The sequence below is a fragment of the Paraburkholderia sediminicola genome (genome assembly GCF_046027825.1).
Classification (GTDB): domain Bacteria; phylum Pseudomonadota; class Gammaproteobacteria; order Burkholderiales; family Burkholderiaceae; genus Paraburkholderia; species Paraburkholderia sediminicola_D.
This window is the reverse complement of sequence record NZ_JAQQDU010000110.1, coordinates 1-26,106: the sequence shown is the minus strand read 5'-3', so window position 1 is coordinate 26,106 and position 26,106 is coordinate 1. Positions and strand designations below refer to the sequence as shown.

The 26,106-nt window shown below is 60.6% G+C and carries 24 protein-coding genes; 10 read left to right on the top strand and 14 right to left on the bottom strand.

Annotation, left to right across the window (positions count from 1 at the left end):
• Nucleotides 1-363: 363 nt before the first annotated feature.
• Nucleotides 364-672 (bottom strand): single-stranded DNA-binding protein, encoded by a 309-nt coding sequence (locus PQQ96_RS36185; protein WP_408301389.1) that lies wholly within the window; start codon nt 670-672, stop codon nt 364-366.
• Between the two features lie 242 nt (nt 673-914).
• Nucleotides 915-1,823, bottom strand: a complete 909-nt coding sequence (locus tag PQQ96_RS36180; RefSeq protein WP_408301388.1) for a LysR family transcriptional regulator — start codon at nt 1,821-1,823, stop codon at nt 915-917.
• Between the two features lie 154 nt (nt 1,824-1,977).
• Here PQQ96_RS36180 and PQQ96_RS36175 point away from each other — a divergent pair, with 154 nt between their 5' ends.
• The 3 genes from PQQ96_RS36175 to PQQ96_RS36165 all read left to right on the top strand — a co-directional run bounded on the left by PQQ96_RS36175 (nt 1,978) and on the right by PQQ96_RS36165 (nt 4,337).
• Nucleotides 1,978-2,721 carry an SDR family oxidoreductase gene (locus PQQ96_RS36175; RefSeq protein ID WP_408301387.1) on the top strand — a complete coding sequence of 248 codons (744 nt, stop codon included), beginning with the start codon at nt 1,978-1,980 and terminating at the stop codon, nt 2,719-2,721.
• 79 nt (nt 2,722-2,800) lie between these two features.
• Nucleotides 2,801-3,697, top strand: coding sequence for an SDR family oxidoreductase (locus tag PQQ96_RS36170; RefSeq protein ID WP_408301385.1), 897 nt, complete (start codon nt 2,801-2,803; stop codon nt 3,695-3,697).
• A gap of 85 nt (nt 3,698-3,782) precedes the next feature.
• Nucleotides 3,783-4,337: a hypothetical protein gene (locus PQQ96_RS36165; protein WP_408301383.1), complete on the top strand. Its 555-nt coding sequence runs from the start codon at nt 3,783-3,785 to the stop codon at nt 4,335-4,337.
• A gap of 51 nt (nt 4,338-4,388) precedes the next feature.
• Here PQQ96_RS36165 and PQQ96_RS36160 read toward each other — a convergent pair whose 3' ends face one another.
• From PQQ96_RS36160 to PQQ96_RS36150, 3 genes are all read right to left on the bottom strand, one after another.
• A complete protein-coding gene (locus tag PQQ96_RS36160) occupies nt 4,389-5,414 on the bottom strand; it encodes an aldo/keto reductase (RefSeq protein ID WP_408301382.1) in 1,026 nt (341 codons plus the stop codon).
• An 82-nt stretch (nt 5,415-5,496) separates the two neighbouring features.
• A complete protein-coding gene (locus PQQ96_RS36155) occupies nt 5,497-7,224 on the bottom strand; it encodes a tetratricopeptide repeat protein (RefSeq protein WP_408301380.1) in 1,728 nt (575 codons plus the stop codon).
• Nucleotides 7,225-7,563: 339 nt separating this feature from the next.
• Entirely contained in the window at nt 7,564-8,115 is a 552-nt protein-coding gene (locus PQQ96_RS36150) for a DUF4142 domain-containing protein (protein WP_408301379.1), read from the bottom strand.
• Nucleotides 8,116-8,522: 407 nt separating this feature from the next.
• Here PQQ96_RS36150 and PQQ96_RS36145 point away from each other — a divergent pair, with 407 nt between their 5' ends.
• Entirely contained in the window at nt 8,523-9,503 is a 981-nt protein-coding gene (locus PQQ96_RS36145; protein ID WP_408301377.1) for a chemotaxis protein, read from the top strand.
• 915 nt (nt 9,504-10,418) lie between these two features.
• The gene (locus PQQ96_RS36140) at nt 10,419-11,198 is read left to right on the top strand and encodes a hypothetical protein (RefSeq protein WP_408301375.1); all 780 of its coding nucleotides are present in this window, start codon (nt 10,419-10,421) and stop codon (nt 11,196-11,198) included.
• A 21-nt stretch (nt 11,199-11,219) separates the two neighbouring features.
• Here the strand turns inward: PQQ96_RS36140 and PQQ96_RS36135 are convergent, their stop codons facing one another.
• Together PQQ96_RS36135 and PQQ96_RS36130 are read right to left on the bottom strand one after the other, a co-directional pair.
• The gene (locus tag PQQ96_RS36135; RefSeq protein WP_408301373.1) at nt 11,220-12,317 is read right to left on the bottom strand and encodes an asparaginase; all 1,098 of its coding nucleotides are present in this window, start codon (nt 12,315-12,317) and stop codon (nt 11,220-11,222) included.
• Nucleotides 12,318-12,465: 148 nt separating this feature from the next.
• Nucleotides 12,466-13,386: a LysR family transcriptional regulator gene (locus tag PQQ96_RS36130; protein WP_408301371.1), complete on the bottom strand. Its 921-nt coding sequence runs from the start codon at nt 13,384-13,386 to the stop codon at nt 12,466-12,468.
• 123 nt (nt 13,387-13,509) lie between these two features.
• On the opposite strand from PQQ96_RS36130, the gene PQQ96_RS36125 reads away from it, so the two are divergent.
• Complete coding sequence (locus PQQ96_RS36125) at nt 13,510-14,421, top strand: DMT family transporter (RefSeq protein ID WP_408301369.1); 912 nt, start codon at nt 13,510-13,512, stop codon at nt 14,419-14,421.
• Nucleotides 14,422-14,464: 43 nt separating this feature from the next.
• Here the strand turns inward: PQQ96_RS36125 and PQQ96_RS36120 are convergent, their stop codons facing one another.
• The 4 genes from PQQ96_RS36120 to PQQ96_RS36105 all read right to left on the bottom strand — a co-directional run bounded on the left by PQQ96_RS36120 (nt 14,465) and on the right by PQQ96_RS36105 (nt 19,670).
• Nucleotides 14,465-15,712: a metal-dependent hydrolase family protein gene (locus PQQ96_RS36120; RefSeq protein WP_408301367.1), complete on the bottom strand. Its 1,248-nt coding sequence runs from the start codon at nt 15,710-15,712 to the stop codon at nt 14,465-14,467.
• Between the two features lie 60 nt (nt 15,713-15,772).
• Nucleotides 15,773-17,080 (bottom strand): MFS transporter, encoded by a 1,308-nt coding sequence (locus PQQ96_RS36115; RefSeq protein WP_408301365.1) that lies wholly within the window; start codon nt 17,078-17,080, stop codon nt 15,773-15,775.
• 202 nt (nt 17,081-17,282) lie between these two features.
• Complete coding sequence (locus PQQ96_RS36110; protein ID WP_408301363.1) at nt 17,283-18,239, bottom strand: LysR substrate-binding domain-containing protein; 957 nt, start codon at nt 18,237-18,239, stop codon at nt 17,283-17,285.
• A gap of 168 nt (nt 18,240-18,407) precedes the next feature.
• Complete coding sequence (locus PQQ96_RS36105) at nt 18,408-19,670, bottom strand: MFS transporter (RefSeq protein WP_408301361.1); 1,263 nt, start codon at nt 19,668-19,670, stop codon at nt 18,408-18,410.
• 220 nt (nt 19,671-19,890) lie between these two features.
• On the opposite strand from PQQ96_RS36105, the gene PQQ96_RS36100 reads away from it, so the two are divergent.
• Nucleotides 19,891-20,871, top strand: coding sequence for a D-2-hydroxyacid dehydrogenase family protein (locus PQQ96_RS36100; protein WP_408301359.1), 981 nt, complete (start codon nt 19,891-19,893; stop codon nt 20,869-20,871).
• Nucleotides 20,753-21,034, top strand: a complete 282-nt coding sequence (locus tag PQQ96_RS36095) for an Lrp/AsnC ligand binding domain-containing protein (protein WP_408301358.1) — start codon at nt 20,753-20,755, stop codon at nt 21,032-21,034. Before PQQ96_RS36100 ends, PQQ96_RS36095 begins: the two co-directional genes overlap by 119 nt.
• Here the strand turns inward: PQQ96_RS36095 and PQQ96_RS36090 are convergent.
• The 3 genes from PQQ96_RS36090 to PQQ96_RS36080 all read right to left on the bottom strand — a co-directional run bounded on the left by PQQ96_RS36090 (nt 20,955) and on the right by PQQ96_RS36080 (nt 24,297).
• A complete protein-coding gene (locus PQQ96_RS36090) occupies nt 20,955-21,917 on the bottom strand; it encodes a helix-turn-helix domain-containing protein (protein WP_408301356.1) in 963 nt (320 codons plus the stop codon). The genes PQQ96_RS36095 and PQQ96_RS36090 overlap by 80 nt on opposite strands.
• Nucleotides 21,918-22,154: 237 nt before the next feature.
• Nucleotides 22,155-22,913: an aldolase gene (locus tag PQQ96_RS36085; protein WP_408301354.1), complete on the bottom strand. Its 759-nt coding sequence runs from the start codon at nt 22,911-22,913 to the stop codon at nt 22,155-22,157.
• 49 nt (nt 22,914-22,962) lie between these two features.
• Entirely contained in the window at nt 22,963-24,297 is a 1,335-nt protein-coding gene (locus PQQ96_RS36080; protein ID WP_408301352.1) for an MFS transporter, read from the bottom strand.
• Between the two features lie 291 nt (nt 24,298-24,588).
• Here PQQ96_RS36080 and PQQ96_RS36075 point away from each other — a divergent pair, with 291 nt between their 5' ends.
• Both PQQ96_RS36075 and PQQ96_RS36070 read left to right on the top strand, forming a co-directional pair.
• On the top strand, nt 24,589-25,269 hold the full coding sequence (locus tag PQQ96_RS36075; protein ID WP_408301350.1) for a pyridoxamine 5'-phosphate oxidase family protein: 681 nt from the start codon (nt 24,589-24,591) through the stop codon (nt 25,267-25,269).
• A 480-nt stretch (nt 25,270-25,749) separates the two neighbouring features.
• A partial coding sequence (locus PQQ96_RS36070; RefSeq protein ID WP_408301348.1) for an MCP four helix bundle domain-containing protein occupies nt 25,750-26,106 on the top strand: 357 nt, incomplete at its 3' end.

Genomic DNA, 26,106 nt, shown 5'->3' with positions numbered 1-26,106 from the left:
CGGTTGAGCCGCTTGTGGTGCCTTAACCCAGGCGCTCGCGCCTTCCATGCCCATCCTTGTGCAGGTCACTCAATCGTGCAGGTCGCGAGGACAACTCGCGCGTGCAAAATACTCCCGGACGCCAACAGTTTCCACCTTGAGCAGTTGTTCGCCGCTTGACTTCCAATACGGTTGCTTTTCTTTGCGGCAGGCAAAGAAAAGTAGGTGCCCGCCCCGCACAGGGGCGACGCTAATAAACCAATAACAATTCAAGGAAAGGCCAACGCCATAGGCACACAGAAACAAGCGCCGCGAAGGCAAACAACCCCAAATCAAAGCCCAACGCCGCAGGCAAACAGACAAAGCGCCGAGCAGGCAAAAACCCTATTCCCCTTCCCCCCGATACCCCACAAGCACCCTGTATGCAACCATATCCATAGCAGGCTTAATCAACCCATTCTTGTCAGTCCAAACCTTGGGCGTCAACGCCCCACTCAGCGCAACGCTATCCGCGTCAGCCAGCGCAAGCAACGCGGTCTGCACATCATCATCAAACGCAATCACGTTGACGAAAATCGTATCGCCATCATTGGTGGTCGCCCGTACCTTGCAGGTCACAAAACGCTTGCCATTCTGCCCCGTGCGAATCTGCGCCTCGCCGTACAAGCGCCCGCCCACCAGTCCATCGATCATCGTCCTGCTCCTGTTTTCCCGTACCGTGCAAAAAGCAAAATCGCCCAGCACAGCACGTATGATCCCACGATACGCAGTGCGGCCTATGCAAAAGCACGAACCGCTCGCGCATTACGCGCCAATCACCCTATCCACACCGCGCGCCAGACGCTTCGCCAACCGCGGTTGCCGCAATTGTTCAAGCCACCATGGCAACGCGCGTCATGCGCCATACGGCGCACGCCTGCGCCGAACTCACGCATTCACCGCGCCCCCGCCTGCGCGCCCTCCGCCTCGAAAATGTCGCGCAACCACTGCGCAAACACCCGCACACGCGACGACAACTGGCGATTCTGCGGATACAGCACCGAAACCGGCATCGGTGGCGGCGGGAAGTCCGCGAGAATGATCTTCAGCCGCCCCGACGCCAGCTCGCCCGCCACCCGGTATTGCGGCACTTGCACGATGCCGAGCCCGGCCACCGCCGAACCCGTGTAGAGATCGGCGCCGGTCACCGAGACCGCCGACGGCAGGTACGTGGCCGTATCGCGGCCGTCGATTCTGAATTCGAGCGGCACCGGCTTGCCGGTCGCGCTGGACAGATAATTGACCGCCCGATGCGTAGATAAGGCCGCCGGATCGGCTGGCTCGCCATACGCCTCCAGATACGCCGGACTCGCCACCGTCACTTGCGGCAACTGCGCGACGCGCCGCCCCACCATCGACGAATCCTGCAGATTCCCCGCCCGCAGCACGCAATCGATCCCCTCCCGCACCAGATCGACCAGCCGGTCATCCTCGCCGATCGTCAACTCGATGTCGGGAAACCGCGCGAGAAACGCCGGCAGCGCCGGCACGACGAAGTGCCGCGCCAGGGTGCCCTGCAGATTCACGCGCAATAAGCCCTTCGGCGCGATGTTGGTGAACGAGCCCTCCGCCTCCTCCATATCGGCGATCAGCCGCACGCAGCGGCGGTAATACGCCTCACCGTCGTGCGTGAGGCGTACCGAGCGCGTGGTGCGCTCGAGAAGCCGGGCGCCAAGCCGCTGCTCCATGCGCTTCATCAGATTGGTGACGGTGGCGCGCGGAATCTGCAGATCGTCCGAAGCGCGCGTGAAGCTTTGCCGCTCGGCGATCCGTACGAACACCCGCATTTCCTCAAAACGATCCATGGCTGATGCCTTTGTGCCGCGCCGGCGATCCGACAGCCTGCCGGTCAATTGTTAAAGCAGATGGAATTATTATGGCAAGTCTAACCAGATTATCTCAGTAATAAAAGCGACCATGATTCGTTTCACCAACCCACCACACAGAAGGAAACGAATCATGAACACGATCAAAAACGCTCAAGTCGCCATCGTTACCGGCGCATCCCGTGGCATCGGCGCAGCGGTTGCGCAACGCCTCGCCAACGACGGCTTCGCGGTTGCCGTCAACTACGCGTCGAGCTCATCAGAAGCCGATGCACTCGTCGCGGAACTCACGGCGGCGGGTGCCAGGGCCATCGCCGTGAAGGCCGATGTTTCGAACGCCGACGACGTGCGTCGCATGTTCGAGACCACCGAACAGCAACTCGGCAAGGTGGACGTGCTGGTCAACAACGCCGGCGTGCTCAAGACGGTGCCACTCGCCGACACCAGCGACGCGCTGTATGACCAGACCTTCGACATCAACGTACGCGGCACCTTCAACACCCTGCGCGAAGCAGCCGCACGAATGAACAACGGCGGACGCATCGTCAACTTCTCGAGCACCACGCTGGCGCTGAATATGCCGGGCTATGCGATCTACAACGGCACCAAGGCCGCCGTCGAAGCCTTCACGCACGTGTTCGCAAAGGAACTGCGCGGCCGCAACATCACCGTCAACGCAGTTGCACCGGGCCCGATCGCCACCTCGCTGTTCCTCGACGGCAAGACCGAAGAACAGATCCAGACCTTCGCGAAGATGCCGCCGCTGCAACGCCTCGGCCAGCCGGACGACATCGCCTCGGTGGTGTCCTTCCTCGTCGGTCCGGATGCAGGCTGGGTCAACGGCCAGATCCTGCGCGCTAACGGCGGCGTGGCTTAACTCTGCCGGGAAACGCGTTAAGAGCCTTGCTCATAGCGCGCTGAAACGTCGTATCACTTTCATCGAATCGGAGAAGAAAATGCAGAAGAACATCATCCTGGTGACGGGCGCGGGTACGGGCATTGGCAAACTCACCGCGCAATCGTTGGCCGAAGCCGGCCATATCGTCTACGCGACGATGCGCGATGTCGAAGGACGCAACAAGCCGCGCGCCGACGAAATGCGGGCGCTCGCCAAAGCGAAGGACATCCAGTTGCATCCGCTCGAACTCGACGTGTTGTCGCAAGAATCCGCCGATGCCGCCGCCGCGACGATCGTCCGCGAACAAGGACGGCTCGACGTGGTAATGCAGAACGCGGGGCATCTGGTGGTCGGCCCGAGCGAAGCGTTCACGCCCGAAGAAATGGTGAAGGTGTTCGACACCAACCTGTTCGGCGCGCAGCGTGTGAACCGTGCTGTGCTGCCGTATCTGCGGAATCAGGAAGCCGGTTTGATGCTGTGGGTCAGCAGCACGACGACCAAGGGTGGATTTCCTCCCTTCCTCGGGCCCTACGGCGCCGCCAAGGCCGCGATGGATTCTTTGGCGGTCACCCTCGCCTACGAAATCGCACGCTTCGGGATCGAAAGCTCGATCGTGGTGCCGGGCGCGTTCACCCGCGGCACCGCACACTTTCCGAGCGCCGGCAAACCAGCCGATGCGGAACGCGCCGCTGCATATGCACGCTATGACGGCGTGATGGATCGGATCGGCGAGCGCCTGTCCGAACTCACACCGGACGACGCGGATCCGCAAGCCGTGGCCGATGAAATCGTGCGAATCGTCGCATTGCCGTCAGGCGAGCGGCCGATGCGCTCGGTGATCGACTTCGTCGGTGACGGTGCCCTCGAAGTGCTCGAAGTCTCGGAGCGCGTGCGCATCGAGTTCGCCAAACGGATCGGCATGGGCGATCTGCTCGAAGCGAAGATCAAGCGTTAATTGAGCAGCGCGGCGAGGGACGCCAGACGTGATTGATCAACCCTGGCGTTCCGCAGTTCCTTTCCCGCTTTGACAACACACGTTCATGAAACTTTCAATCCTGATCGCTTGCGCCGTGCTGCTGCCGTTTCTGGTCGCCGCATGCGATGCACAACCGCAGCCGCCGGACGCGTCCATCACCACGCGGAGTCCAGAAATGAAACCCTCAGTGACTTACCTTCATTTGTTGAAGCACACGCCCTTCTTCACGAGTCTGACGACCGAGCAACTGCGTTGGGTGATCGCCCATTCGCACGAGTGGGAAGCGCAACCGGGCACTGTGGTCGCGCAATGCGACGGCAGCGCGCACGGTGCCGCGAGCGATCAGGACATGTGGATTCTTCTGGACGGCGGCTGGCAAGTCGAACATGGCCAACACTCGTATCCGGCGGGTCATGCGAGTGCGGGAAAATGGTTTAGCGCGGCAGTGACCGATCAGCCATGCAGCCTCGTCACGACCGAACACAGCTATGTGATGAAGATCGAACGCGCCGAATTCGACGCGATGCTCGAACAAGGTTTCGCATTCGATTCACATCTCGACGCAGGCCGACGCTACTACAGCGAACTGTTCGCCGCTCCGGCCGAACTCGTCAAATAGCGATCGAGCCGGAGCGGGTTGTTCCTCAACGCAAGCGCCAAGGAAGTGCGCTCAAACTGCCTTCGGATTACGCTCCACAAATCCTTCCTGATGCCAGTACGGATACGGGGGACGTAAAGCGCTGGCAGCGTCGAGTTTAGCGACCTGTTCGGGCGTCAGATTCCAACCTACCGCGCCGAGGTTCTGCCGCAACTGCTCTTCGTTGCGCGCGCCGACCAACACCGTCGACACGGTAGGCCGCTGCAGCAGCCAGTTCAACGCGATTTGCGGCACGGTCTTGCCGGTTTCGGCTGCGACCTCGTCGATTGCATCGAGCACGCGGAACAGATACTCGTCCGGCACCGGCGGCCCCATGTCGGCGGTCTTATGCAGACGGCTTGTTTCCGGCAACGGCTGACCGCGCTTGATCTTGCCGGTGAGACGCCCCCAACCGAGCGGGCTCCACACCACCGCCCCCACGCCTTGATCGACGCCGAGCGGCATCAACTCCCACTCGTAGTCGCGGCCGATCAGCGAATAGTAGGTCTGGTTGGCAACATAGCGTGGATAGCCGTAACGATCCGCGGTGTCCTGCGATTTCATCAGATGCCAGCCGGAGAAATTCGACACGCCCGTGTAGCGGATCTTGCCGGCGCGCACGAGATCGTCGAGCGTCGACATGACTTCGACGATTGGCGTTTTTGCGTCGAAGCCGTGCAACTGGAACAGGTCGATGTAATCGGTTTGCAGACGTTTGAGCGCCGCGTCCACTGCCTGAATCAGATGAAAGCGCGACGAGCCGACATTGTTCTGACCCTCGTCAAAACGGAAGGTCGCCTTGGTCGAGATGATCGCTTTGTCGCGCTTGCCCTTAAGCGCTTCACCGAGCACCGACTCGGAAGCGCCGCTCGAATAGATGTCGGCGGTGTCGAACATCGTGACGCCCGCATCAAAACAGATATCAATCAGGCGACGCGCTTCGGCGACGTCGGTGGCGCCCCACGCCTGAAAGAATTCACCCTTGCCGCCAAATGTGCCCGTGCCGAAACTCAGTACCGGCACCTTGAAACCGGATGCACCCAGATGTCTATATTCCATTGACGTATCTCCGTGGCCTGGCCGTCGATAAATGGACACTCAGTCTATACGCGTCTGGGAAAACTTGTCGGCCGGTTCGCAGTCAGTGCGCCACCGGTTTTTCCGCCGCGCTCAACGCGGCTAGCGCGTCACGCGCATTTCGAATCACGCTGTCCCAATCGCCCAAGGCCGGCTGCCGGAACAACCTCGCTTGCGCGTACCAGGGCGTATCGGTACGTTCCAGCATCCAGCGCCAGCACGTGTCGAAGCGATTCAGAATCCATACCGGCTTGTCCAGCGCACCGGCAAGATGCGCGGTAGACGTGTCCACCGATATCACCAGGTCGAGGTTTGCCACCAGCGCAGCCGTGTCGGCGAAATCCTCGAGTTCTTCGGTGTAATCAACCACGTTGGGGTGCGAATCGTCGCGCGGCAATTGCAGCGCGGCCGGTCCCTTTTGCAGGCTGAAGAACTGCACGTTCGGCACATCGAGAATCGGTGCGAGTCGCTCGAACGTAATCGAACGGCGCGCGTCGTTCTTGCGGAGCTCGGCGACATGCGGCCGATTCCCGCCCGCCCAGACGATTCCGACTTTCAAGCGCCCTTGCGCTTGTGCTGCAATACGCTTGTGCCACTCACGTGTTGCTTGCGGGTCCGTGAACAGATAAGGCGTCTTTGCGGGAATTCTGGCGATATCGGTCCTGAACGCGAGCGGCAGACTCAGCAAGGGGCAGTGACAGTCGAACGGCGGCAGTGTCTGTCCCGCTTCGACCCATTGATCCACCCCGTCGAGCGTGGACATTATCCTCATCAATTCACCCGGTACTTCCAGCACGACTTTTGCGCCGAGCTTCGACACCATCGCCGCATAACGGCAAAACTGCAGCGTGTCGCCGAGGCCCTGCTCGGCGTGCAGCAGAATCGTTTTGCCTTCGATTGAAAAATCGCCCAGCCAAAGCGGTTGCGCAAACGAGCGCCTGCCCGCTTTGATCCGGCTACGCTCCCAGCGCCATTCGTACTCCTTCCACCCTGCTTCCAACTGCCCCAACTGCAGCAGACACAACGACCGGTTCCAATGCGTTTCGGCAGCGGCGGGATTCACGCTCAGCGCGCGTTCATAGCTCTGCAACGCCTGGGCGTGGTCGTTGAGATCGATCTGCGTCAGGCCGAGGTTGTTCCAGGCGTCGGCAAATGCTGGGGCGATTTCGAGCGCACGCTGGTAGCTTTGCAGCGCTTCATCCGGCTGGTTCAGATCGCTGAGCGCATTACCGCGATTGCTCCATGCGTCCGGATAGTTCGGCTGTAGTGCGAGCGCTTGATCGCAGCTTGCCAGTGCATCGGCGGGACGGCCCAGATCGCGCAGTACGCAGGCGCGATTGTTCCAGGCCTGCGCGAAATCCGGCATCAAGGCGATCGCGCGATCAAAACTGACGAGCGCTTCGCGCGGCAAGTTCAGGCCGGCTTGCGCATTGCCGCGATTGTTGAGTGCGTCCGGGAATTTGGCCTGCAATGCGAGCGCGCGATCGGCACTCACGAGCGCTTCGTCGAAACGTTGCAAGGCGTTGAGCGCATAGGCGAGATTCGAATGAAGCGGCGCCTGTTTCGCATTGATAGCGAGCGCCCTTCTGAGGAACTCGACGCCCTCTTGTACACGCCCCGCTTGCAGCGCGAGCGCACCCAGCAATTGCAGCGCGTCGAAATGGCGTGGCTTGAGTTCGAGAATCTCACGGTAGAGTTCTTCGGCCTCGGCGAATGCGCCGTTCTGCTGAAGCGCGACGGCTTGTCGAAGGATCAGGTCCAACTGTTGCGGAAGATTGGCAGGCTTGCTCATGGGGTGAGCTTTAGTTGAATGCAGGTGGGATCGGGAAACCGCTTTCGAACTGCCTGAATCGCGCGGAAAGCCGCACAGGCCAGACCCGAAAGAACGAAGCCGATTATCGCCGAAAAGACCCCATTCGATCTGCTGTTTGCAGACGGCCCTGATTGTCCGCGAACGTGGAGGTTGATACTGGATTTGAAGGCGTTTTTTAGGTGTCTTTTTTTAAGCGCTTTTTTGAAGGCGTTTCTTGTGCCACCTGGTGGCGCGCATCACGCCGCAACGTGACGCGCGCCTTGATACTCAGACTGTGCCAGACCGCGCCTGGCCGGCCTAATGGGTCTGGTGCGCGGCTTACTCGGCAGTCAGATGCTTACGTTTGGCGAGATCCTGCGCCATTGCGTAATGCTCCTGGATGGTCGGCAGCGCCTTCTTCGCCGCGTCCTTCAATTGTTCGTCGCGGCCCGAAGCGATTTCCGCCTGGAATGCCGACAACGTTTTCTGTTCGCCGGCAAGCGCGACCTGCTCGATATAGGTCTTGTCGAAGTCGGCGCCACGCAGGTTATTGATGCTCGCAAGCACCGCTGCGTCCGGATCGTTCTTCGGCACGTCGACCCCACGCGGGCTCGCGGCGCGCAGCGCGTCCGAAATCTTTGCGTTGTCATTCGACACGCGCTCGGCGAAAGCCTTCACGTCGTGGTCGGTGGAGCGCGAGGCGGCGATGCGTGCAGCGTCGCGTTGCGTGGCGACATCCCTGGTCGCGTCGGCGATGAAGGCCTGGTCGGCGGCATGAATACGAGCGGCGTCTGGCGCGGCCGGCGGGGTCTGGGCACTGGCCGCGGTAGCGACGGCCATCAGGCTGACGATGCAGGCACTGGTGATGGCGGCGAGAGGCAAGCGGATCATACGTTCTCCTTGGAGTGGAAGCGAAACGACAGCGATGCGTGTACGCCCAGGCCATTGCGTGCGATTGCATTGATACCTTGCAAGTCGCTTGCGACTGACTGACGGCGCCGCGCTCTTATCGCTGTGCATTCTAGGAGGCACGTTATCCAGCATGTGAAACCATGCTGTCGCTTCTGTAACGTTAGGTAACCTTCATACGAATTCCCCACCTTTTACTGTAGGACCGGCTCTCTTCCTGCTCCGGCTAGCGGCTGGGTGTTAACCAGAAAGCATTAATAAACTGCCTGAATTCGCTGAACTTTCCTGCTGCTGCGCCGATAACAAAGAGGTAGGGCACGCGCCAGGGCCGAAGGGAAGGTATGCATGGCGCACCACTCGCACCGCACGCAATCCTTGGGGGAGTTTCGATGGCAGTAGATCACCGCGCGAACGACGAACGCAGCAACCTGACGAGTTCCAACAAGTTCGAGTTATTGCTATATCGGCTGGGATCCGTTCCCGGCAGCGACGCGCATGAGCTTTACGGCATCAACGTCTTCAAGGTGCGTGAAATCTCGACGATGCCAACAGTGACGCCGATTGCGGGTTCGTCGCCGTACGTCATGGGTGCGGTGGACATTCGCGGGCAGATCATTCCCGTGATCGATTTACCGCGCCTGATGGGCTGCGAACCGACACGTGGTCTGAACATTTTGCTGGTGACGGAATTCGCGCGTTCGACGCAGGCTTTTGCGGTCGAAGAAGTGGACGACATCGTTCGGCTCGAGTGGAATCAGGTGCTATCCGCCGAAGGCGCGGCCGGCGGCAATCTGGTGACAAGCATTGCGCGTATCGACGGCAATACGGGCGACTCGCGGCTTGCCCAGGTGATCGATGTGGAGCAGGTGTTGCGTGATGTGTTTCCGTCACAGCATCCGAGTGTCGACCCGACTTCGGTGGGTGAAGCGCTTGGCATTCGCCGTGGGGCGAAGATTCTCGCCGCTGACGATTCTGGTTTTGCACGCAAGCTGATCGAGCAGGCGTTGAGCGCGATCGGCGCGGATTACGTGATGACCAAGACCGGCGAGGAGGCGTGGAATACGTTACAGCAGGCCGCGCGTGAAGCGCAGGCTAAGGGCACGCGGGTGAAGGATAGTATTGCGTTGGTGTTGACCGATCTCGAGATGCCGGAGATGGATGGGTTCATGTTGACTCGTCAGATCAAGGCTGACGAGCGGACCCGGGATATTCCGGTGATTATTCATTCTTCTTTGACTGGCGCCGCTAATGAGGCGCATGTGAAGAATGCGGGGGCAAATGGGTATGTGGCGAAGTTTGCAGCCGGTGAGCTGGCTGAGGCTATTCGTAATGCATTAGGGACGGTGCCTGCGGCGGAAGGGGTGGTTTGAAGGTAGGGTTTTGGGGGGTTTGTTTGCCTGCGCGGCGCTTGGTCTGTTTGCCTATGGCGTTGGGCTTTTCTTGATCTGTTGGCCTATGCGGCGCTCGTTTCTGTATGCCTGCGGCGTTGGCCTTTCCTTGTTTTGATATTGGTCTATTAGCGTCGCCCCTGTGCGGGGCGGCACTTACTTTCTTTGCCGCCGCCGCAAAGAAAGATAAACAAAGAAAGCGGCTCGCCCCCCTGCTAAGCGGGTCCCCCGCACAGTAACGGTAGTGGTGCATCTGGAATCCGTGCCCTCGCACATTCGGCGTTAGTGACAATGTGCTCATCAGCTCCCACTTCGCACTGCGTGCGTCGCGGACGGGTATGTCAGGGAAACCGCGGGGCTTCGATCGCGCGTGGTGGGGGCCATCGGCCTTACCTCAGCGAGGCGCAGATTGCGCGAACACCTCGGGGTTTTGGAAGTGCCACCGCGCCAAGTAAAGCAGGAGCGTGAAAACGTGGCGGCCGGCTTTCTGAAATGCCGTTCGGCGCGCGCAGCGCCGCCGGAAGTATGACGCCCTTGTCACCAGGGCCGAATGTGCGAGAACACAGATTCCAGATGCACCACTACCGCAACTGCGCGAGGGACCCGCTTAGCAGGGGGGGCGAGCCGCTTTCTTTTGCCTATCTTTTCTTTGCGGCAGGCAAAGAAAAGTAGGTGCCGCCCCGCACAGGGGCAACGCTAATAATCCAATAACAAATCAAGGAGAGGCCAAAGAAGCAAGATCAAGGAAAGGCCAACGCCGTAGGCACGCAGACGAACAAGCGCCGCGAAGGCAATCAAACCAGGCAAAGCCCAACGCCGCAGGCAAAAAAACCCATTAAAACCCAAATTCTATGTGACCATACCCAAACCCCAACCCGCACGGAGTGCAAAGGCAAAATGCATCAACCAGACCCACTCCACCCCCTGCGCCCCTTCCTGAAAAACTTCGTGTGGGAACACGGCCACATCGGCACTCGATACATAAACTGTGCCACCGGCGAAATCGCCTTCGATGACGGCAAAAAATCCCGCTTCGCGGCAGAAAAATACCTCTACGTCCCACTAGACAAAGACGCCGCCGACGACCCACTCGCCACCGGCCCCTCAACCCAGGATGCCGCCCTCGCGCGCTTCCTCCGCGCGGCGCAACTCGGCAAACCCGAAGAAGCCGGCTCCGCCGCAGAAGTCCAACGCGCCGTTCACGATTGCGTCGATCTGGCGATCTTCAGCGCCTATCAACACGACGCGCTGCAAGCAGTCGACCACTACACCCAGGAAGCCATGTTCGACGACGAAATCCGCGCGGCGCTCGTCGACGATATTCGCCGGACTTACAGACCCATGCGCGAACAACTCGCGCTCTATGACTTCACCGTGCTGCATGGTCTGCCCACACCGCTTCTCTTCAGCGATTCCCCATTCATCGACTGGCGCGTGCGCGTCAAACCAGCCATGCCGTTCGTCTCGCTGCCCCTCGGACCCTACGCATTGCTGGTCGGCACGCCGTCAGGGCGAACCAGCCGCGCCGCACCCGTCGCGTGGAAAACCGCCGCGTCGATGGGCGTACTCAAGGATCACAATCGCCTGATGGTCGAGCGCGCCCGTCTATGGATCGTGGCCACCAGCGACGATCAACTGGTAGCGATACAAGATCGATTCAAGAAAGACGACGCATAACCGCCGCCGCCCTGCATACCTTCACGCTTCGCGACCCGCATGCGCTTCGAGTGCAAGCGAAAATGCCAGATGGCCGATTTTGATGCCGATGGTGTTGACCATCGGCGGGGCATGAAACGCGCGCAGTTGCGCACGTTGCTCAGGGCTGCCGATATCAAGCCGCGCGAGCAGTTCAGCAACGGTGGCATACAGCACGCCGATGTTGCCGTCCTCGACCTTCACCGCAATGCCGAGTGCACCATCGGCGCCAAGCCGCTCAGTCTGCCGCGAGACCCTAACACCGATCGCGTAGCTACCGTCGGCGCCAACCTTGCCGATCAGCGCACCCCCGAACGCCCGCATCAACGTCGTGCAGAAGCGCCCCTCGCCTGCCACCCACTCCGGATGCGCCGCCATCGCACGATAGATGCGTGCGAGCGCAGCAGTACGAGGTGAAATGGAAGAAGAAGCGCCAGCGGAAGCCGACGTCTCGTCCTCAGCCGCAGCGAGCTTCGCGAACAGGCGGGCAAGGCGGTCGAGGGCGAACGCCGGCGTCGGCAGATTGCATCCGTCGATCGACCATTGCACCGCATCGTCCGGCAAGTCGCATACCTCGGCGACGGTGTGCTTCACGCGTACCTGTAATGGATGCTCCGGCAGCTCGTAACCACTAAGCGCCGCGCCGATCGAACGCGCACCGGCCAGCATGCCGGCGTGCTTGCCCGAGCAATTGCTGCACACTGCGCCCGGTTTGAAATCGCGTTTCAGCCAGTCGACATACACGGCGTCGGATAGTGGCGGATGTCCGCCGCAACGCAGATCCGCTTCGCTGACCTGCGCCTTGGCCAGCATCTGCCGCGCGCGTTCGATGTGGCGCGCCTCGCTGCTATGCGAGCCACACATCATCGCGAGATCGGCTTCGTCGAAACCGAAACGCTCGAGCGCGCCGGTTTCCAGCACCGCGAGAGCCTGCGCGGGCTTTGCCGCGGAACGCGCCAGGGTGATACGCGACGGATCGCCGAATGAATACAACAGGCGGCCATCGGTCTGAACCACCGAGATATGAGCGATATGTGTGTTCTCGATTGCTTCGCCGCGATAGACAGTCGCCGCAATCGGCCCGGTTTCGTGCAAGGTCATAATCGTTCTCCTCCTGATCGCTTCGATCGGTGCGATCGCTATGAATCATGGTGACGCGAGCGATTCTACGTTCGTCTTCCGTTCAATCCAAACCGACGCTGTACGACCACGGCATGCGCGCGCGGTGCACGACGAGTTGGACCGGCGCTCAAGCCGCGTCGTGAATATGCTCGACAAGATAGTCGATCAGCGCCCTCACCTTCGGTGGCAAAAAACGGTTCGGTGGATACAGCAACCACACCGACCCCACGTAAGCGCGCGCTTCGAGATTCCAGTCGGGTAGCACCTGGACGAGTTCGCCGCTTAGCAATGCATCGGTGGCGGCAAATTCCGGCAAGTTCGCGATGCCGAAATCCTGCTGCGCAGCTTCGACCCGTGCGCCCGCATGATTGGCGATGTAACGCCCTTTCACGTCGACGCTTTGCGTCTCCGTGCCGCGGCGAAAGCGCCATCGGTTGTCGTCGGCAGTCTCGCCAAGGTAGATGCAATCGTGCTTGAGAAGATCGCGCGGTTGCGCCGGCGTGCCGCGCTCACGCAGATAAGCCGGCGATGCAGCCAGCAGCCAGCGCACGGCGCCCAGCCTGCGTCCCGCGAGTCCTTGCGGTGGATGGTCGGTCAGACGGATCACCAGATCGACATCGTCGGCGAGCGGGTCGACGTCGTGATCGGTGAACAGCAGTTGCAGGTCGACTTCATCGTAGGCACGCAGAAAGCCGGAGATCAGCGGGTGAATCACGGTCTTCGCGAACGCGGTTGGCGCGCTCACGCTCACTTTGCCTTGCGGTCTGTCGGCCAGTTGCCCGGCGGCATCCACCGCGCCCGATGCGGCACTCACCATGTCGCGACAGAAACGCGCCACCTGGGCACCCGATTCCGTGACCCGCACCGTGCGCGTGGACCGTTCGAGCAGGCGTGTCGCCAGAGCGTCCTCGAGCCGCTTGATCTGGCGGCTGACAGTAGACGGCGTACTGCCGAGTTGACGCGCGGCGACCGAGAAATTGCCGGCATCGACGACGCGCGCGAAAACCGCCATGTCCGGCAGCAAAGCGAAAAGGTCAGATGGGTTCATCGTCGAGCGCTCGCGAGGTTGAGGCGATTAATGCATTTGCGACATAAATCCTATGCACGGCGAGCCGATTATCGCCTCGCAAGCAAAGTTCGACAATACACGCTCATCTGCACGAGGTCCGCCATGTCGAAACAAGAACGCCCGCTCCTGCTCGCCGATCTGATGCTGCTCGCGGTCGCCGTGGTGTGGGGCACCAGTTATGGCGTCGTCAAAAGCGCCCTGGTGTTCTATCCGGTTCTGGGTTTGCTGGCGATGCGCTTTGGCATCACCTTCGTGATCCTGTCGCCCACCTTGCGCCATTTGCGCGCCGCCGATGCCCGCACGCTGCGCGGCGTGCTGATCGCGGGCGCCCTGCTGCTCGGCATCTTTCTCTGCGAAACCTTCGGCATTCTGCTGACGCGCGCGGCCAATGCCGCCTTTCTGATCAGCCTATGCGTGGTGCTGACGCCGCTCGTTGAATGGTGGCTGCTCAAGCGCCGGCCGAGCCGCATCGAATGGGCGGCGGTCGCGCTTTCGCTGTTTGGCGCGTGGCTACTGGCGGGCGATGGCGCGCTAAGTTTCAATCCCGGCGACGCGCTGATTCTGCTGGCCGCGCTGCTGCGTGCGCTGAATGTATGTGTGACGAAACGCGTGATGCGCGACTCCGCGTTGCCGCCTTTGTCGGTGACAGCGGTTCAGTCGGGCGTGGTGGCATTCGGTAGCGCGGCGGTGGCGGTGCTGTTTATGCCGCGACAATGGCAGCCGGTGCCGTCGCTCGCTGGACACGTCATGTTCTGGGGATACATCGGCTATCTGGTGATCGCGTGCACGCTGTTCGCGTTCTTCGCGCAAAACTTCGCGATCAAACGCAGCAGCCCGACGCGGGTGTCGCTGCTGATGGGCAGCGAACCCGCCTTCGGCGCACTGTTCGCATGCATCTGGTTAGGTGAACGGATTTCAACGGAGGCCTGGATTGGTGGCGCGCTGATCGTCGTGGCATCGATTCTCGCGACAGTTCGATGGACTGCGTTGCGTGTGAGCGCGGCGGGCGCCTAGCGAATTGAAGCAATCCGCGCCGATCGCAACACACGCATCGCGATCAGCGCGACGTGACCGTGCCCCGCTCGCTCACCACTTCACCACGCTGCAGCACGTAGTCGACGCGCTCGCCCTGCCCGGTCAACACACCGATATCCTTGAGCGGATTGCCGTCGACCACCAGCACGTCGGCGATCGCTCCTGCTGCGATGATGCCCAGCTTGCCGCTCCGCTCGACGATATCGGCCGCGATCGTGGTGGCCGAACGCAATGCTTCCAGATTGCCGAGCACGTCGGCGCGAATGCGCAACTCGTCGCTCTGGAATGTGTGCATTTCGCCGAGCAGGTCCGAACCGAATCCCATCGGCACACCAGCGTTCGCATAGATCTGCAACGAATCGCGCCCCGCCTGCCGAACGGTTTCGACCTTGGCAATCGAATCGGCCGGCAAGCCGTAATCGGCGCCATGTTTGGCCAACGCATCATAGGTGACCAACGTGGGCACGACGAACGCGCCGTGCTCTCGCATCAGCTTCGCGGCTTCTTCGTCTACCAGATTGCCGTGCTCGATCGTGCGTACACCGCAGCGAATCGCACGCGAAATCGCACGGCCGGTGTAGGCATGCGCCATCACGTAGGTATTGGCCGCCTCCGCTTCGGCGACGATCGCGCGGATCTCGTCCTCGGCATATTGCGTGTTGCCAATCGGATCGGTCGGCGAAGCGACACCGCCGGAGGCCATGATCTTGATCTGCGTGGCGCCCTTCTGAATCTCTTCACGCACAGCGAGCCGCACCGCATCGACACCGTCGACAACCCGCGCAATCGCCCCGGCACGAAAGGCGCATGAACACGGTTCGAGCACATCGCCACGTGGACGGAAATCGCCGTGGCCGCCTGTTTGCGACAACGCCTTGCCGGACGGGAAGATACGCGGCCCAGGAATCAATCCACTCTCCAGCGCCTGCGTCAGACCCCAATCCGCACCGCCCGCGTCGCGCACCGTCGTAAAGCCGCGCCCGAGCATCGCCTTCAGAATCGGCAGCGCGCGAATCGCGGCGAGGATATTCGGCTGCGTTGCGTTTATGCCGAGGTTCGCTCGCGAAGCCAGCACGTGCACGTGACAATCGATCAGTCCGGGCATCACTGTCTTGCCGCGTGCGTCGATCACGCGCGCGTTCGGCAGATCGACAGGACGATCAGTGACTTCGACGATATGGCCGTTTTCGATCACGACGTGATGATGTTCAAGCAACGCCCCCTGGACCAGATCGAGTACGTTGCCGCCGCTAATTACCGTAATGCTCATTGCTATCTTCCTGACTTCGTGAAGGAATCTGTCTGGCTGTCATTAGCCGGACGCGCTGCTTCAGGCATGGCTACGGCGCGGATCGCGCACGTAGAAGGTGCCGACGAGGCTAATGGTCGCTGCGATCATCACGTAGATTGCGGGCGCCATATTGCTGCCCGTCGACGCGATCAGCCACGTGATGAAAAACGGCGCGAAGCCACCGAAAATCGTCACCGCGAAGTTGTACGCTACGGAGAGACCAGTCGACAGCACCTTGGTCGGAAACAGCTCCGAGAATGCTGCGAGAATCGGACCGGTGTAGACGGCGATGAGCAAGCCGAACACGCCCTGAAACACCATCAGCGAGGCAAGCCCAGGCGCGCGGTTGATGTAGGCGAACATCGGCCATGCGAGCAGCAGGATCAAGGCAGCCGCGCCTGACAGAAAGCGGCGGCGGCCGTAGCGGTCAGCGAGCACGCCCACCACCGGCGAGAAACACATAATCATCAGGCCACCGACCATGCCGGCAACAAAACCCGTCGCTTGCGGCAGATGCAGCGTGCGCACCGAATACGTCGGCATATAGAACAGCAGCACGTAGGTACACACCGTCCACAGGATCACCATCGAAAAGCTCGCGAAGGTCTCACGAGGAAACCGGCGGAACACTTCCGCGAGCGGCGAATCGCTCTTCGCTTCTTCGGCCACTGCGCTGAACGCCGGCGTTTCGTCCATGCGGCTACGAATGAAATAGCCGACCGGTCCGATCAGAATGCCGATCAGGAACGGCATTCTCCAGCCCCACGAATGCAGCGCATCGGCGCTCAGGCTCGACGTCACGAAGGTGCCGACCGCGGCGCCCAGCAACACGGCAAAGCCAATGCTCGATTGAATCCAGCTCGAATAGAACGCGCGCTTGTCTGCCGGCGCATATTCGGTAAGAAACGCGGTAGCGGTGCCCATTTCGCCCCCGGCCGAAAAACCTTGCAGCAACCGGGCAACCACGATCAGCACCGGAGCCCACACGCCGATCTGGTCATAGGTCGGCGCAAGACCGATGAGTGCCGTGCCGGCCGCCATCAGCAAAATGGTCAGCGAGAGCGCGGCCTTTCGTCCGACTTTATCCGCGTACACACCGAGCACGATGCCGCCTACCGGCCGCATGAAGAAACCGACGCCGAACGTTGCGACGGCGAGTAGCAGCGAGGTCAGTTCATTGCCGGTCGGAAAGAACAGCTTGGCGATGATGACCGCGAAGAAACTATAGACGGTGAAGTCGAACCATTCGAGCCCGTTGCCGAGCACAGTAGCAATAATGGCGCGGCGGCGCCGCTGCGCGAGCGTATCCATGGATATCGCGACGTTGGATGAAAGCGTTCCTTGCATGGTCTCTTTCCTCATCAGGCTGCTTGTGCGACCACTCTTACGGCCGCTGCTTGGCTACGGGTCCGGCGGGTCTGCCAGCAAGGCGACGCATCGGAACCGAGCGGCGCTTTCGCATGCATAAAGCCGATCGTAGAGAGACCTGATTTGTTTTCGAAACGAAAGATTCGCATGCATGCATGCGCGTAGCGCATGCGAAAGGCATTCAGGCGGCTGGGGCGTTGCTCGTCTGTGCGATCGCCTGCGCGCTGACCTGTCCACCCTGCTGCGCCTCCGCCTGCTCGAAAAGCCAGCGCGTAAAGAGGCGCGCTGCCTGATTCTCGGCGCGATCGTTCGGCGATACGACGTAGTAACCGCCGCCATGGCTCGCCGACGCTCGCGTGGCGCGCACCAGCAGCCCCTCGTTCAGACACGCATCGATCATGTGACGCCAGCCGAGCACGAGGCCCTGCCCGAGAATCGCCATCTGCACGAGTTGCGGATAATGATTGACGACCACCGACTGCGGTGACGTGGGCATCTGCACGTTGTTGAAACGGAACCACTCCGGCCACGACATCCATTGCCGTTGCCCGTCCTCCTGCATCAGCAAGGTTTCATGCGCGAGATCGGCAGGTTCCAGCACGCGGCCAGCGAGATATCCGGGTGAACATACCGGGTACACCTCTTCGTCGAAAAGGCGCCGGGCGGTGAAATGCTGCTCGGCGCGCTGGCGGATGTAGTACAAACCCACGTCGAATTCCGCGGGCGACAGCGACGCGAGTCCGTCGCGCACGATCATTCTGATCTTCACGTTCGGATGCGCGGCGCGAAATGCGCCGAGGCGCGGTGTGAGCCACAACACCGCCACGCCCGACGAACACGCGATCGTCAACTCCAGATCGCCATATCGCTTCATCACATCGAGCGTGGCTTCCGAGCAATTGGCAAGCAGCCACTGCACGTGCTTCGCGTATCGTTCGCCCGCGATCGTCAGACGTAAAGCACGGTGCTCGCGCACGAAGAGCGAGCGGCCGAGGAAGTCTTCGAGTTGCGCGATCTGGCGGCTGACCGCGCTTTGCGTCAGATGGAGTTCCGCGGCCGCTTTGGTGAAGCTGGCATGGCGCACGGCCGATTCGAATGCGATCAGGCATTGAAGCGGGGGCAAAGGGGCGATCCGCATGATGAGGGTGGCCGAGTGAGGTTGCCACCATCATAGCGGGTCGAAGCGCGCGTCAAATCATGCTTGCGATGCCGCTCGGGGCTGCGGGATTTCAGCCTCAAGCGCCTCGATACGCTGATCCCGTTCTTCAAGCGCTTACGGCACCTGAGCGCTCCCGGGCTGCATCGATCAACTGCTCGGCGCCAGCGCCTCTTCCCGCTCCAGCGAACGCGTGCGCTTGAGTTCTGGAAAGAACCGCATCCACAACAGGGCAACGGCGATCGTTGCGATGCCGCCCACCAGCACGGCCGGTTGTGCGCCCCACCACCCCGCTGTCACGCCGGACTCGAACTCGCCAAGTTGATTCGATGTCCCGATGAAAAGCGAATTGACCGCGCTGACGCGGCCCAGCATGTCGTCGGGCGTGCGCAGTTGCACGAGCGACAGGCGCACCACGACGCTGATGGTGTCCGATGCGCCCAGCACCATGAGCGCGAAGAGCGACACAAAGAAATGATGCGACAGGCCGAACACAACCGTGGCCGCGCCAAACGCAATCACGCCACCGAACATCGCGGCACCGGGCCGGTTGCGCAGCGGGAAATGCGCGAGCCAGATGGTGCCCGCGAGCGCGCCGATGGCGGTGCCCGAGCGCAACAGGCCGAGACCGAGCGGCCCGGTGTGCAGGATGTCGCGCGCAAAGACCGGCAAGAGCGCCGTCGTGCCACCGAATAGCACCGCGAAGAGATCGAGCGAGAGTGCGCCGAGTATCACGGGTTCCTTGCGGATAAAAGCAATCCCCGAGAACACCGACTCCACCGTGACCGGCGCGCGGCTCGCCAGCCGGGCCTGCAACGGGATGCCCCACACGGAGACCGCAGCGGCCGCGAACGACAGCGTGCATGCGAGATACGCCGCGCCCGGACCAATACCGTACAGCAGGCCGCCCAACGCGGGCCCTGCAATCTGGGCGGATTGATTCGCGGAGGTGGCCCATGCCGTGGCTTTGGGCAATTGCCCGCGTGGCACGACGCCCGGCAACAGCGAGGCAACCGCGGGCGATTCGAAGGCGCGGGCCGCGCCCACGCATGCGGCCAGCACATAGATGACCGGCGCACTCAGCCAGCCACCGAAGGTGCCGAAAGCGAATAGCAATGCAGCGACGCTTTCGAGGCTCTGACAGATGGCCGCGATCCGGCGACGGTCGTAACGGTCGGCGACGTGGCCGACCACAAGCGTCAGCACGAACATCGGCAGGAATTGCGCAAGGCCGACGAGGCCCAGTGCGAAAGCGCTGTGCGTAAGTGCATAGATGTGCCAGCCCATCGCTACCGCGAGCATCTGGAATGACAGCGATGAAAGGATGCGGGTACACCAGAAACGCTGGAATGCGGGGTGTTTTGGCAAACTGAAGCTAGGGTCGCCGGTGGGATCGGCAGGGGGTGGGGGCATGGGTTCTTGCTCGCTACTTGGCTGGCTTGGGCGGCAGGTAGTGTAGAGCAAGTTTATTTATTTTGTTTTTACGCGGTCGCGATCGGCGACGGCGATAACCGCCAGCACACCGAGGCGGCTTATTTTCATAAGAAAAATGCACCGATTCTTCAAATAATTTCATTTTACTGCTGCCAATGCGGCGCGCAGGATGAGAGCACAGCAAGGAGACAGGTCCATCATGAACGTCACCATTCTGGACGATTATTTCGACACGCTGCGCGGTTTGCCCTGCTTCCGCAAGCTGGACGGCCATGCCGTCACCGTATGGAACGACCACGTGCAAGACGTGGACGCGCTGGCCGAACGCCTGCGCGACACTGAGGTGCTGGTGCTGATCCGCGAGCGCACCCAGATCCGTGCGCCCCTCGTCGCCCGGTTGCCGAAATTGCGGCTAATCAGCCAGCGCAGCGTCTATCCGCATATCGATATCGACGCGTGCACCGAACACGGCGTGATCGTTTCCTCAAACCAGCATGCCGACAGCCCCTCCTATGCCGCGGCCGAACTGACCTGGGGTCTGGTCATTGCGGCCATCCGACAGATTCCGCAGCAGATGCGGGCGCTGCAGGCCGGCCGCTGGCAGATCGGCATGGGCCGCAGCCTGCGCGGGCGCACGCTCGGCATCTACGGGTACGGACGCATCGGCGCCGAAGTGGCGCGCTACGGTGCCGCCTTTGGCATGAAGGTCCTGGTCTGGGCGAGGGAGGCCTCGCTGCAGCGGGCCCACGAAGACGGCTGGGACATCGCGCCGGATAAACACGTCTTCTTCGAGTCTTGCGACGTACTCTCGCTGCACATGCGCCTCGTGAACGACACCCGTGGCATTGTGACTGCGGAAGACCTGGGCAGGATGAAACCCACCGCCCTGCTGGTCAACACCAGTCGCGCCGGACTAATTGCGCCGGGTGCACTGGAGCAGGCGCTGCACACTGGCCGGCCCGGCATGGCGGCGGTGGATGTCTATGACGAAGAGCCGCTGCGCGATCCCCAGCATCCGCTGCTGTGCATGCCCAACGTAATCTGCACGCCGCATATCGGCTATGTCACGGAGGACGAGTACGAGATCCAGTTCTCCGACATCTTCGATCAGATCGTCTCCTATGCGGCCGGGCAACCCATCCACGTGGTCAATCCGGCGGTCCTGCCCAGCGCCGTCTGAAACCGCGCTCGCCCCCGAGGTCATGAGTTGCGTCCTGATGACAGGCGACGCCGACTACAACCTGCGCGTCGTGGTCAGGGATCTCAATGTGTACCGCCTCTTTTTGACCCGCGCGCTCGGACCGTTGAAACGACCGCCGCTCTGGAACTCGCCGCTTCGCTAGTGCGCTGACGGAAGTCCCGCGGCGACATGCCAAAGCACGCGCGGAAACTCCGGCTGAAATGCGCCGGGTCGTTGAAACCATGACGGTACGCAATCGTCTCTATGGAAATCGACATCCAGACTGGATTTCCAAGGTCATCGTGGCACCGTGCCAGACGTTGCTGAAGTACATACCTGCTGTACTGCAAACCCATTGCCTCGAAAATCATATGCACATAACGCTTCGATACCCCGAGCGCGTTCGCGCAAGCGCTTACGTCTAGGTTCGGATCACAAAGATTCGCGGCAATATAGGTGCTGAGTTGTGACCAGCGCAGCGGATTGAAGCACGGCTGCGCGTCGTCTCGACAGTCCGCAGACATGCGGTCGACTGCTTCGAGATAGGCAGCAGAAAGCAACGCGACCAGCGACTCTTCGGCGGCCGCGACGGTTGCCGGACTCATGTGCGCGAAGGCCGGTATAACTGAATCGATGAAGTGATGAATCGTGCCAACAATAGTCGACCCGGCATCTGCCTTGTATGGCGTGAACGATGCGTGACGCGAAGTCGAATGCCCAAAGAATCGCGCTATCGGCAATCGCAGCATCATGAGACTCGCCGGTTCGTCGATGCGCGCTACCGACGGCAGACGGGCCCGCCGAAATGTGATGTCGCCCTTGCTGAAGGGCATTACGCGCCCCTGTTGCGTCACGGTACCGTTGCCATCCAACGCCACCAGCACGATCACATCGTCGCCGGTCAATTCACGAAGGTGACCGCTCTCGTGACGTACCTCCTGATGCCCCAACTGCACCGTCGCCATCACGCCGCCACCGGTCAGGCGGCAAGCACGCAGCGCGCCCGCCGTGGCATCGGAAGTCGATGTGAGGTCGCCCGGCGTCACGATGCGGGGAGCGAGCGCTTCAACGCGTCCGCTCCCCGCATCGGAATGTCGCGCAACACGGGGGCGTACGGCAAGTCGAAACGAGCAATATGTCGCATGGCGGCCCTCTTGCAGGTCACTCGGAAGACCGATGAAGCCGGCAACGCACGGTGCGCGCCAGCATCGACGTCGGGCGGTACTGGCCATTATGTTGCAAGCATAATGTTCACGCAAATGGCTTCTTTCCTCACGGTATGTTCAGAACAGCACCTCCGGCTCCCGTTTTATGACGCGACGGCCGAACAACGCGAAGCTCGCGTTGACGATACTCGGCAACAACAGAAAGTCATGCGACTCAGCGGCGCGTTCGGCGTCGATGCGCTGGATTTCGCCCACCGACTGCGCCAGGATCTGGCTGCGCGCCGCCCGTTCGATCAACACGGACAGATACGCGGATTCTTCAAGCGATCGTGTTGCCGCCAGAAATCCGTGATTCGCGAGCAGGATCGTGCGCTTTGTTCCCAACGCGCCCGAGATGATTTCCCCTTCGCTGTCGCCAATGGGCAAGCCCGGCCATTCGCGCAGGAACGCACAGTCGTCAAAGAATGGCGTGGCGTCCATGTGCGCTACTTCCAGCGGCGTGCCGGTCATGGAAAGCGCATTGATATAGGGCGGATGAGTATGAATAATGCAGTTCACCTCCGGACGCCGCCGATAAATCCAGAGGTGAAAGCGGATCGCGGGATTCGCCATGCCTTTTCCTTCAATCACCTGCATGGCGTCATCGATACGAATCACATTGCTACGCGCAATTTCATCGAAGCCAACGGCCATGGCTGTCGTGAGGAATGTGCCGTCCTCTTGCCGCACGGTAATCTGACCTGCGAGCGTCTCCGAGTGCCCTTCATGCGCGAGCATGCGGCATGCGATTGCGAGCTTCTGCCGGCTATCCCACCTACCCTGCTCCAGCTTTTCGTCCATCTGCGACACCAGGGTTTCGTTTTTCCTTTCGACCATCTGTATCTCCACAAAGCAATGTCTATCGGTAATGAGGGGTAGCAAATATCTACACACCATTCCCTTGTGCGGACGTTTCGTCGCCCGCGAGAATGGAAGCGTGCGACGCGCTCCACGCCCTGGATCCGCGCGGAGCGAACGCAACAAAACATGCCGCAATCAATGCGCTGATCGTAATGTAGAGCGCGACGCCGAATGGATCGCCACCCCGATGTGCGAGCAGCGATGAACAGATGACAGGGTTGATTCCGCCGCCGACCACGGCCCCGATAGCGCCGATGGAAACGCCGGAGAAGCGCACTCGCACATCAAACATGTCAGCGAAGAATCCACCTTGCGGTCCGTACATCAACGGATGTACGACGCCAAGCGCAATCACGATTGCGAGCGTGATAAACGCCGGATCACGCGTATTAAGCAACCCAAAATAGGGCCATACATAAACGGCACACGTGAAAAGTCCGAGCAGATAAAGTGGTTTCCGGCCAATCCGATCAGACAACATCGCGAACAACGGTACAGTGAACACCGCGCTCGCGGCGCCCGCCATGATGGCGGTTAGAATCACGGACCGCGGCAACTTGAGTTGCACAGTCACGTAGGCGACGGAGAACAGCAGGACAAACACGGACCACGTGATTTCCCCTAACCTCGCCATGAACACGATGACGACCTGGCGACGGTGATCGCGCAACAAATCACGTAACGGAAATCGAGCCACGGATGCAGTCGCCTTCAACTGCGTGAATTCACGCGTCTCCGGCAATCTCGCGCGTCCTGCCAACCCGATGATAACCAGCACCGCACTGAACAGAAATGGGATGCGCCAGCCCCAGTTGAGAAAGTCCTGCTCAGGTAATAGCGACGTCAACAGCAGCGCCCCTGTCGATAAAAGCGCGCCGCCATAACTGCCTGAATTGCTCCAACTCCCATACAACCCGCGTCGATGCGCCGGCGCGCTTTCAACGCCAAGCACAATTGCTCCGCTTTGCTCTCCGCCGATGGCAAAACCCTGCAACACGCGCAGCGTCGTCAACAAGATAGGCGCCCATATCCCGATCGACGCATAGGTTGGCAAGCAGCCCACCAGCGTGGACGCGACGCCCATGACGAGCAGCGTAGTCAACAACAGGGTCTTGCGCCCGATGCGGTCACCGAAGTGTCCGCAGATCAGCGCGCCCGCGCCACGCGCAAAGTACCCCGCCGCATACGTTCCGAGCGCAGCGATCGTGCCCGCAAGAGGATCGAGGTTAGGGAAAAAAATCTTGTTAAAGACCAGCGCCGACGCTGTGCCGTACAACAGGAAATCATACTGTTCGATAGCGGTACCGAGGAAGGCCGAGATGAACACGTAGGGCCATCGAGAACGAGGACTGGATGACATGGAGGACTCGACTGATCTTGTTTTGACGAAGCCAGTATCAATTTTTTCCAGTCATCCGACTTGTCCGCAGGCGAACCGATATCTTGATCCAGAGTGAAGTGAGGTGGGCGGAAATCGCCGCGACCAATCAGTTCGTCGTTCAGATCAATCGCGAGCTGACCGGCAATGGCGTCAGCGGACCGGCTGGCTCAATCGAAATCGTGGCCCCAAGAACGTGACATTCCATGGGTCTACAGATGATCTTGATATTTCCCTACGATGGAACTCGCTCTCACTATTGCTGGAACAGATATGAACACATTTGATAAAAAGACTGCCCCATCTCTTCGCACTCAGGTCCGCCGGGTAGCTCAGCGTGGACAGTACGATCAGACCACCCTTTACGCCATCCTGGATGAAGCGTACGTCTGCCATATCGCGTTCGCAGACGATGACGGTGTGCACTGCCTTCCCACCGCATGCTGGCGGGAAGGCGATCATCTCTACGTCCACGGATCCAACGGTAGTCGCATGCTTAAGTTAGCGGCTAGTGGCGCGCAGGTTTGCGTGACGGTCACGCATCTCGACGGACTTGTGCTGGCTCGTTCGGCATTCAACCATTCGATGAACTATCGTTCCGCCGTGATCTACGGCGCTTTCGAGTTGGTGTCCGGTGAAGGCAAGGCGGCAGCGCTGGAGACCTTCCTTGAAAGCATCACGCCCGGCCGCTCCCGGGAGGTGCGTGCGGGAAATCCGAAAGAGCTTGCTGCAACAACGGTGCTGCGTATCTCTCTGACGGAAGCAGCCGCCAAGATTCGCACAGGCGGCCCGAAGGATGACGAGGATGATCTCGGCTTACCGATTTGGGCAGGCGTGTTACCCATGACATTGGCGCCACTTGCGCCGATCGCGGAAGCGGAAACAACTGAGCCGCCTGAGTACGTTCGAAGCTGGCATACCGCCAGTCCGAATTCAATAGAACAGCAAAGCTAAATCACGATCCGGATCACTTCGACCGAGGTGATCTCCACATTCCCGTAACGGTGGGGCCGTTTCCAGGCACCTGAAACGAGGAAACCGGCTCAAAGCCTAAAGCCGCGTACTTTGGATTATTCAACTCGTTACTAGACTCCAGGTACGCCGGCATTTGAAGCTCGTCCTTCCATGGCACCTGGTCGATTGACGATACCGAAGTCTAGGTTAGCCCTTCTCCTCTTTCCCAGATCCAATCCGCGCAATCTTATGGAGCCAATCTAGATAAGAACGAAGCAAGATCGTTTTCTCGCAATCGCGTTAGCGGCAAGTTGACCAGGCGAAACCCGTATCGCCAAAATTTCCGTACTGCAAATTTAAAAAAAACAGTTCTTTCCGCTACGAGAACTGCACTAGCATTGCCCGGCAAACAATAAACCGGCCAGCGTACGTACATCAATACGTCATTCGACGCGCGCCTCATCGACCAAAAAAACTGCCATGGTTCAAACTAACGTCTCCACGCGACTGGCGCTTGGCTTCGGCACCATACTCATATTGCTCACGGCCATTTCTGCTGTGGGGATGACCGGCGTGGCCAGTATCCGCGGCAAACTCGACGACATCGTCGAGGTCCACGACGCCGAGACGGCACTTGCTACGAACCTGCGGGGCGCCGTCAGCGGCATCGCCATAGCGATCCGCAACATGGCTTTGTTGACAGACGAGAAAGAAGTCGCGAACGAGCAGGCGTCCATTGCGACGCAAGAAGCGATTTATACAAAGAACTATCAAGCGCTTGGGCGCCTCTTCAACGCGTCCTCGCTAACGACTGACGACGAGCGCCAGCTATTCACC

What these genes read in the sequence shown, in the direction of transcription:
- PQQ96_RS36130 (WP_408301371.1), bottom strand. Translation starts at nt 13,386, where the DNA reads ATGAACCCATCTGACCTTTTCGCTTTGCTGCCGGACATGGCGGTTTTC.
- PQQ96_RS36115 (WP_408301365.1), bottom strand. Translation starts at nt 17,080, where the DNA reads ATGCAAGGAACGCTTTCATCCAACGTCGCGATATCCATGGATACGCTC.
- PQQ96_RS36125 (WP_408301369.1), top strand. Translation starts at nt 13,510, where the DNA reads ATGTCGAAACAAGAACGCCCGCTCCTGCTCGCCGATCTGATGCTGCTC.
- PQQ96_RS36160 (WP_408301382.1), bottom strand. Translation starts at nt 5,414, where the DNA reads ATGGAATATAGACATCTGGGTGCATCCGGTTTCAAGGTGCCGGTACTG.
- PQQ96_RS36105 (WP_408301361.1), bottom strand. Translation starts at nt 19,670, where the DNA reads ATGCCCCCACCCCCTGCCGATCCCACCGGCGACCCTAGCTTCAGTTTG.
- PQQ96_RS36185 (WP_408301389.1), bottom strand. Translation starts at nt 672, where the DNA reads ATGATCGATGGACTGGTGGGCGGGCGCTTGTACGGCGAGGCGCAGATT.
- PQQ96_RS36150 (WP_408301379.1), bottom strand. Translation starts at nt 8,115, where the DNA reads ATGATCCGCTTGCCTCTCGCCGCCATCACCAGTGCCTGCATCGTCAGC.
- PQQ96_RS36075 (WP_408301350.1), top strand. Translation starts at nt 24,589, where the DNA reads ATGAACACATTTGATAAAAAGACTGCCCCATCTCTTCGCACTCAGGTC.
- PQQ96_RS36155 (WP_408301380.1), bottom strand. Translation starts at nt 7,224, where the DNA reads ATGAGCAAGCCTGCCAATCTTCCGCAACAGTTGGACCTGATCCTTCGA.
- PQQ96_RS36180 (WP_408301388.1), bottom strand. Translation starts at nt 1,823, where the DNA reads ATGGATCGTTTTGAGGAAATGCGGGTGTTCGTACGGATCGCCGAGCGG.
- PQQ96_RS36080 (WP_408301352.1), bottom strand. Translation starts at nt 24,297, where the DNA reads ATGTCATCCAGTCCTCGTTCTCGATGGCCCTACGTGTTCATCTCGGCC.
- PQQ96_RS36170 (WP_408301385.1), top strand. Translation starts at nt 2,801, where the DNA reads ATGCAGAAGAACATCATCCTGGTGACGGGCGCGGGTACGGGCATTGGC.
- PQQ96_RS36110 (WP_408301363.1), bottom strand. Translation starts at nt 18,239, where the DNA reads ATGCGGATCGCCCCTTTGCCCCCGCTTCAATGCCTGATCGCATTCGAA.
- PQQ96_RS36145 (WP_408301377.1), top strand. Translation starts at nt 8,523, where the DNA reads ATGGCAGTAGATCACCGCGCGAACGACGAACGCAGCAACCTGACGAGT.
- PQQ96_RS36120 (WP_408301367.1), bottom strand. Translation starts at nt 15,712, where the DNA reads ATGAGCATTACGGTAATTAGCGGCGGCAACGTACTCGATCTGGTCCAG.
- PQQ96_RS36100 (WP_408301359.1), top strand. Translation starts at nt 19,891, where the DNA reads ATGAACGTCACCATTCTGGACGATTATTTCGACACGCTGCGCGGTTTG.
- PQQ96_RS36140 (WP_408301375.1), top strand. Translation starts at nt 10,419, where the DNA reads ATGCATCAACCAGACCCACTCCACCCCCTGCGCCCCTTCCTGAAAAAC.
- PQQ96_RS36165 (WP_408301383.1), top strand. Translation starts at nt 3,783, where the DNA reads ATGAAACTTTCAATCCTGATCGCTTGCGCCGTGCTGCTGCCGTTTCTG.
- PQQ96_RS36135 (WP_408301373.1), bottom strand. Translation starts at nt 12,317, where the DNA reads ATGACCTTGCACGAAACCGGGCCGATTGCGGCGACTGTCTATCGCGGC.
- PQQ96_RS36085 (WP_408301354.1), bottom strand. Translation starts at nt 22,913, where the DNA reads ATGGTCGAAAGGAAAAACGAAACCCTGGTGTCGCAGATGGACGAAAAG.
- PQQ96_RS36175 (WP_408301387.1), top strand. Translation starts at nt 1,978, where the DNA reads ATGAACACGATCAAAAACGCTCAAGTCGCCATCGTTACCGGCGCATCC.
- PQQ96_RS36095 (WP_408301358.1), top strand. Translation starts at nt 20,753, where the DNA reads ATGTCACGGAGGACGAGTACGAGATCCAGTTCTCCGACATCTTCGATC.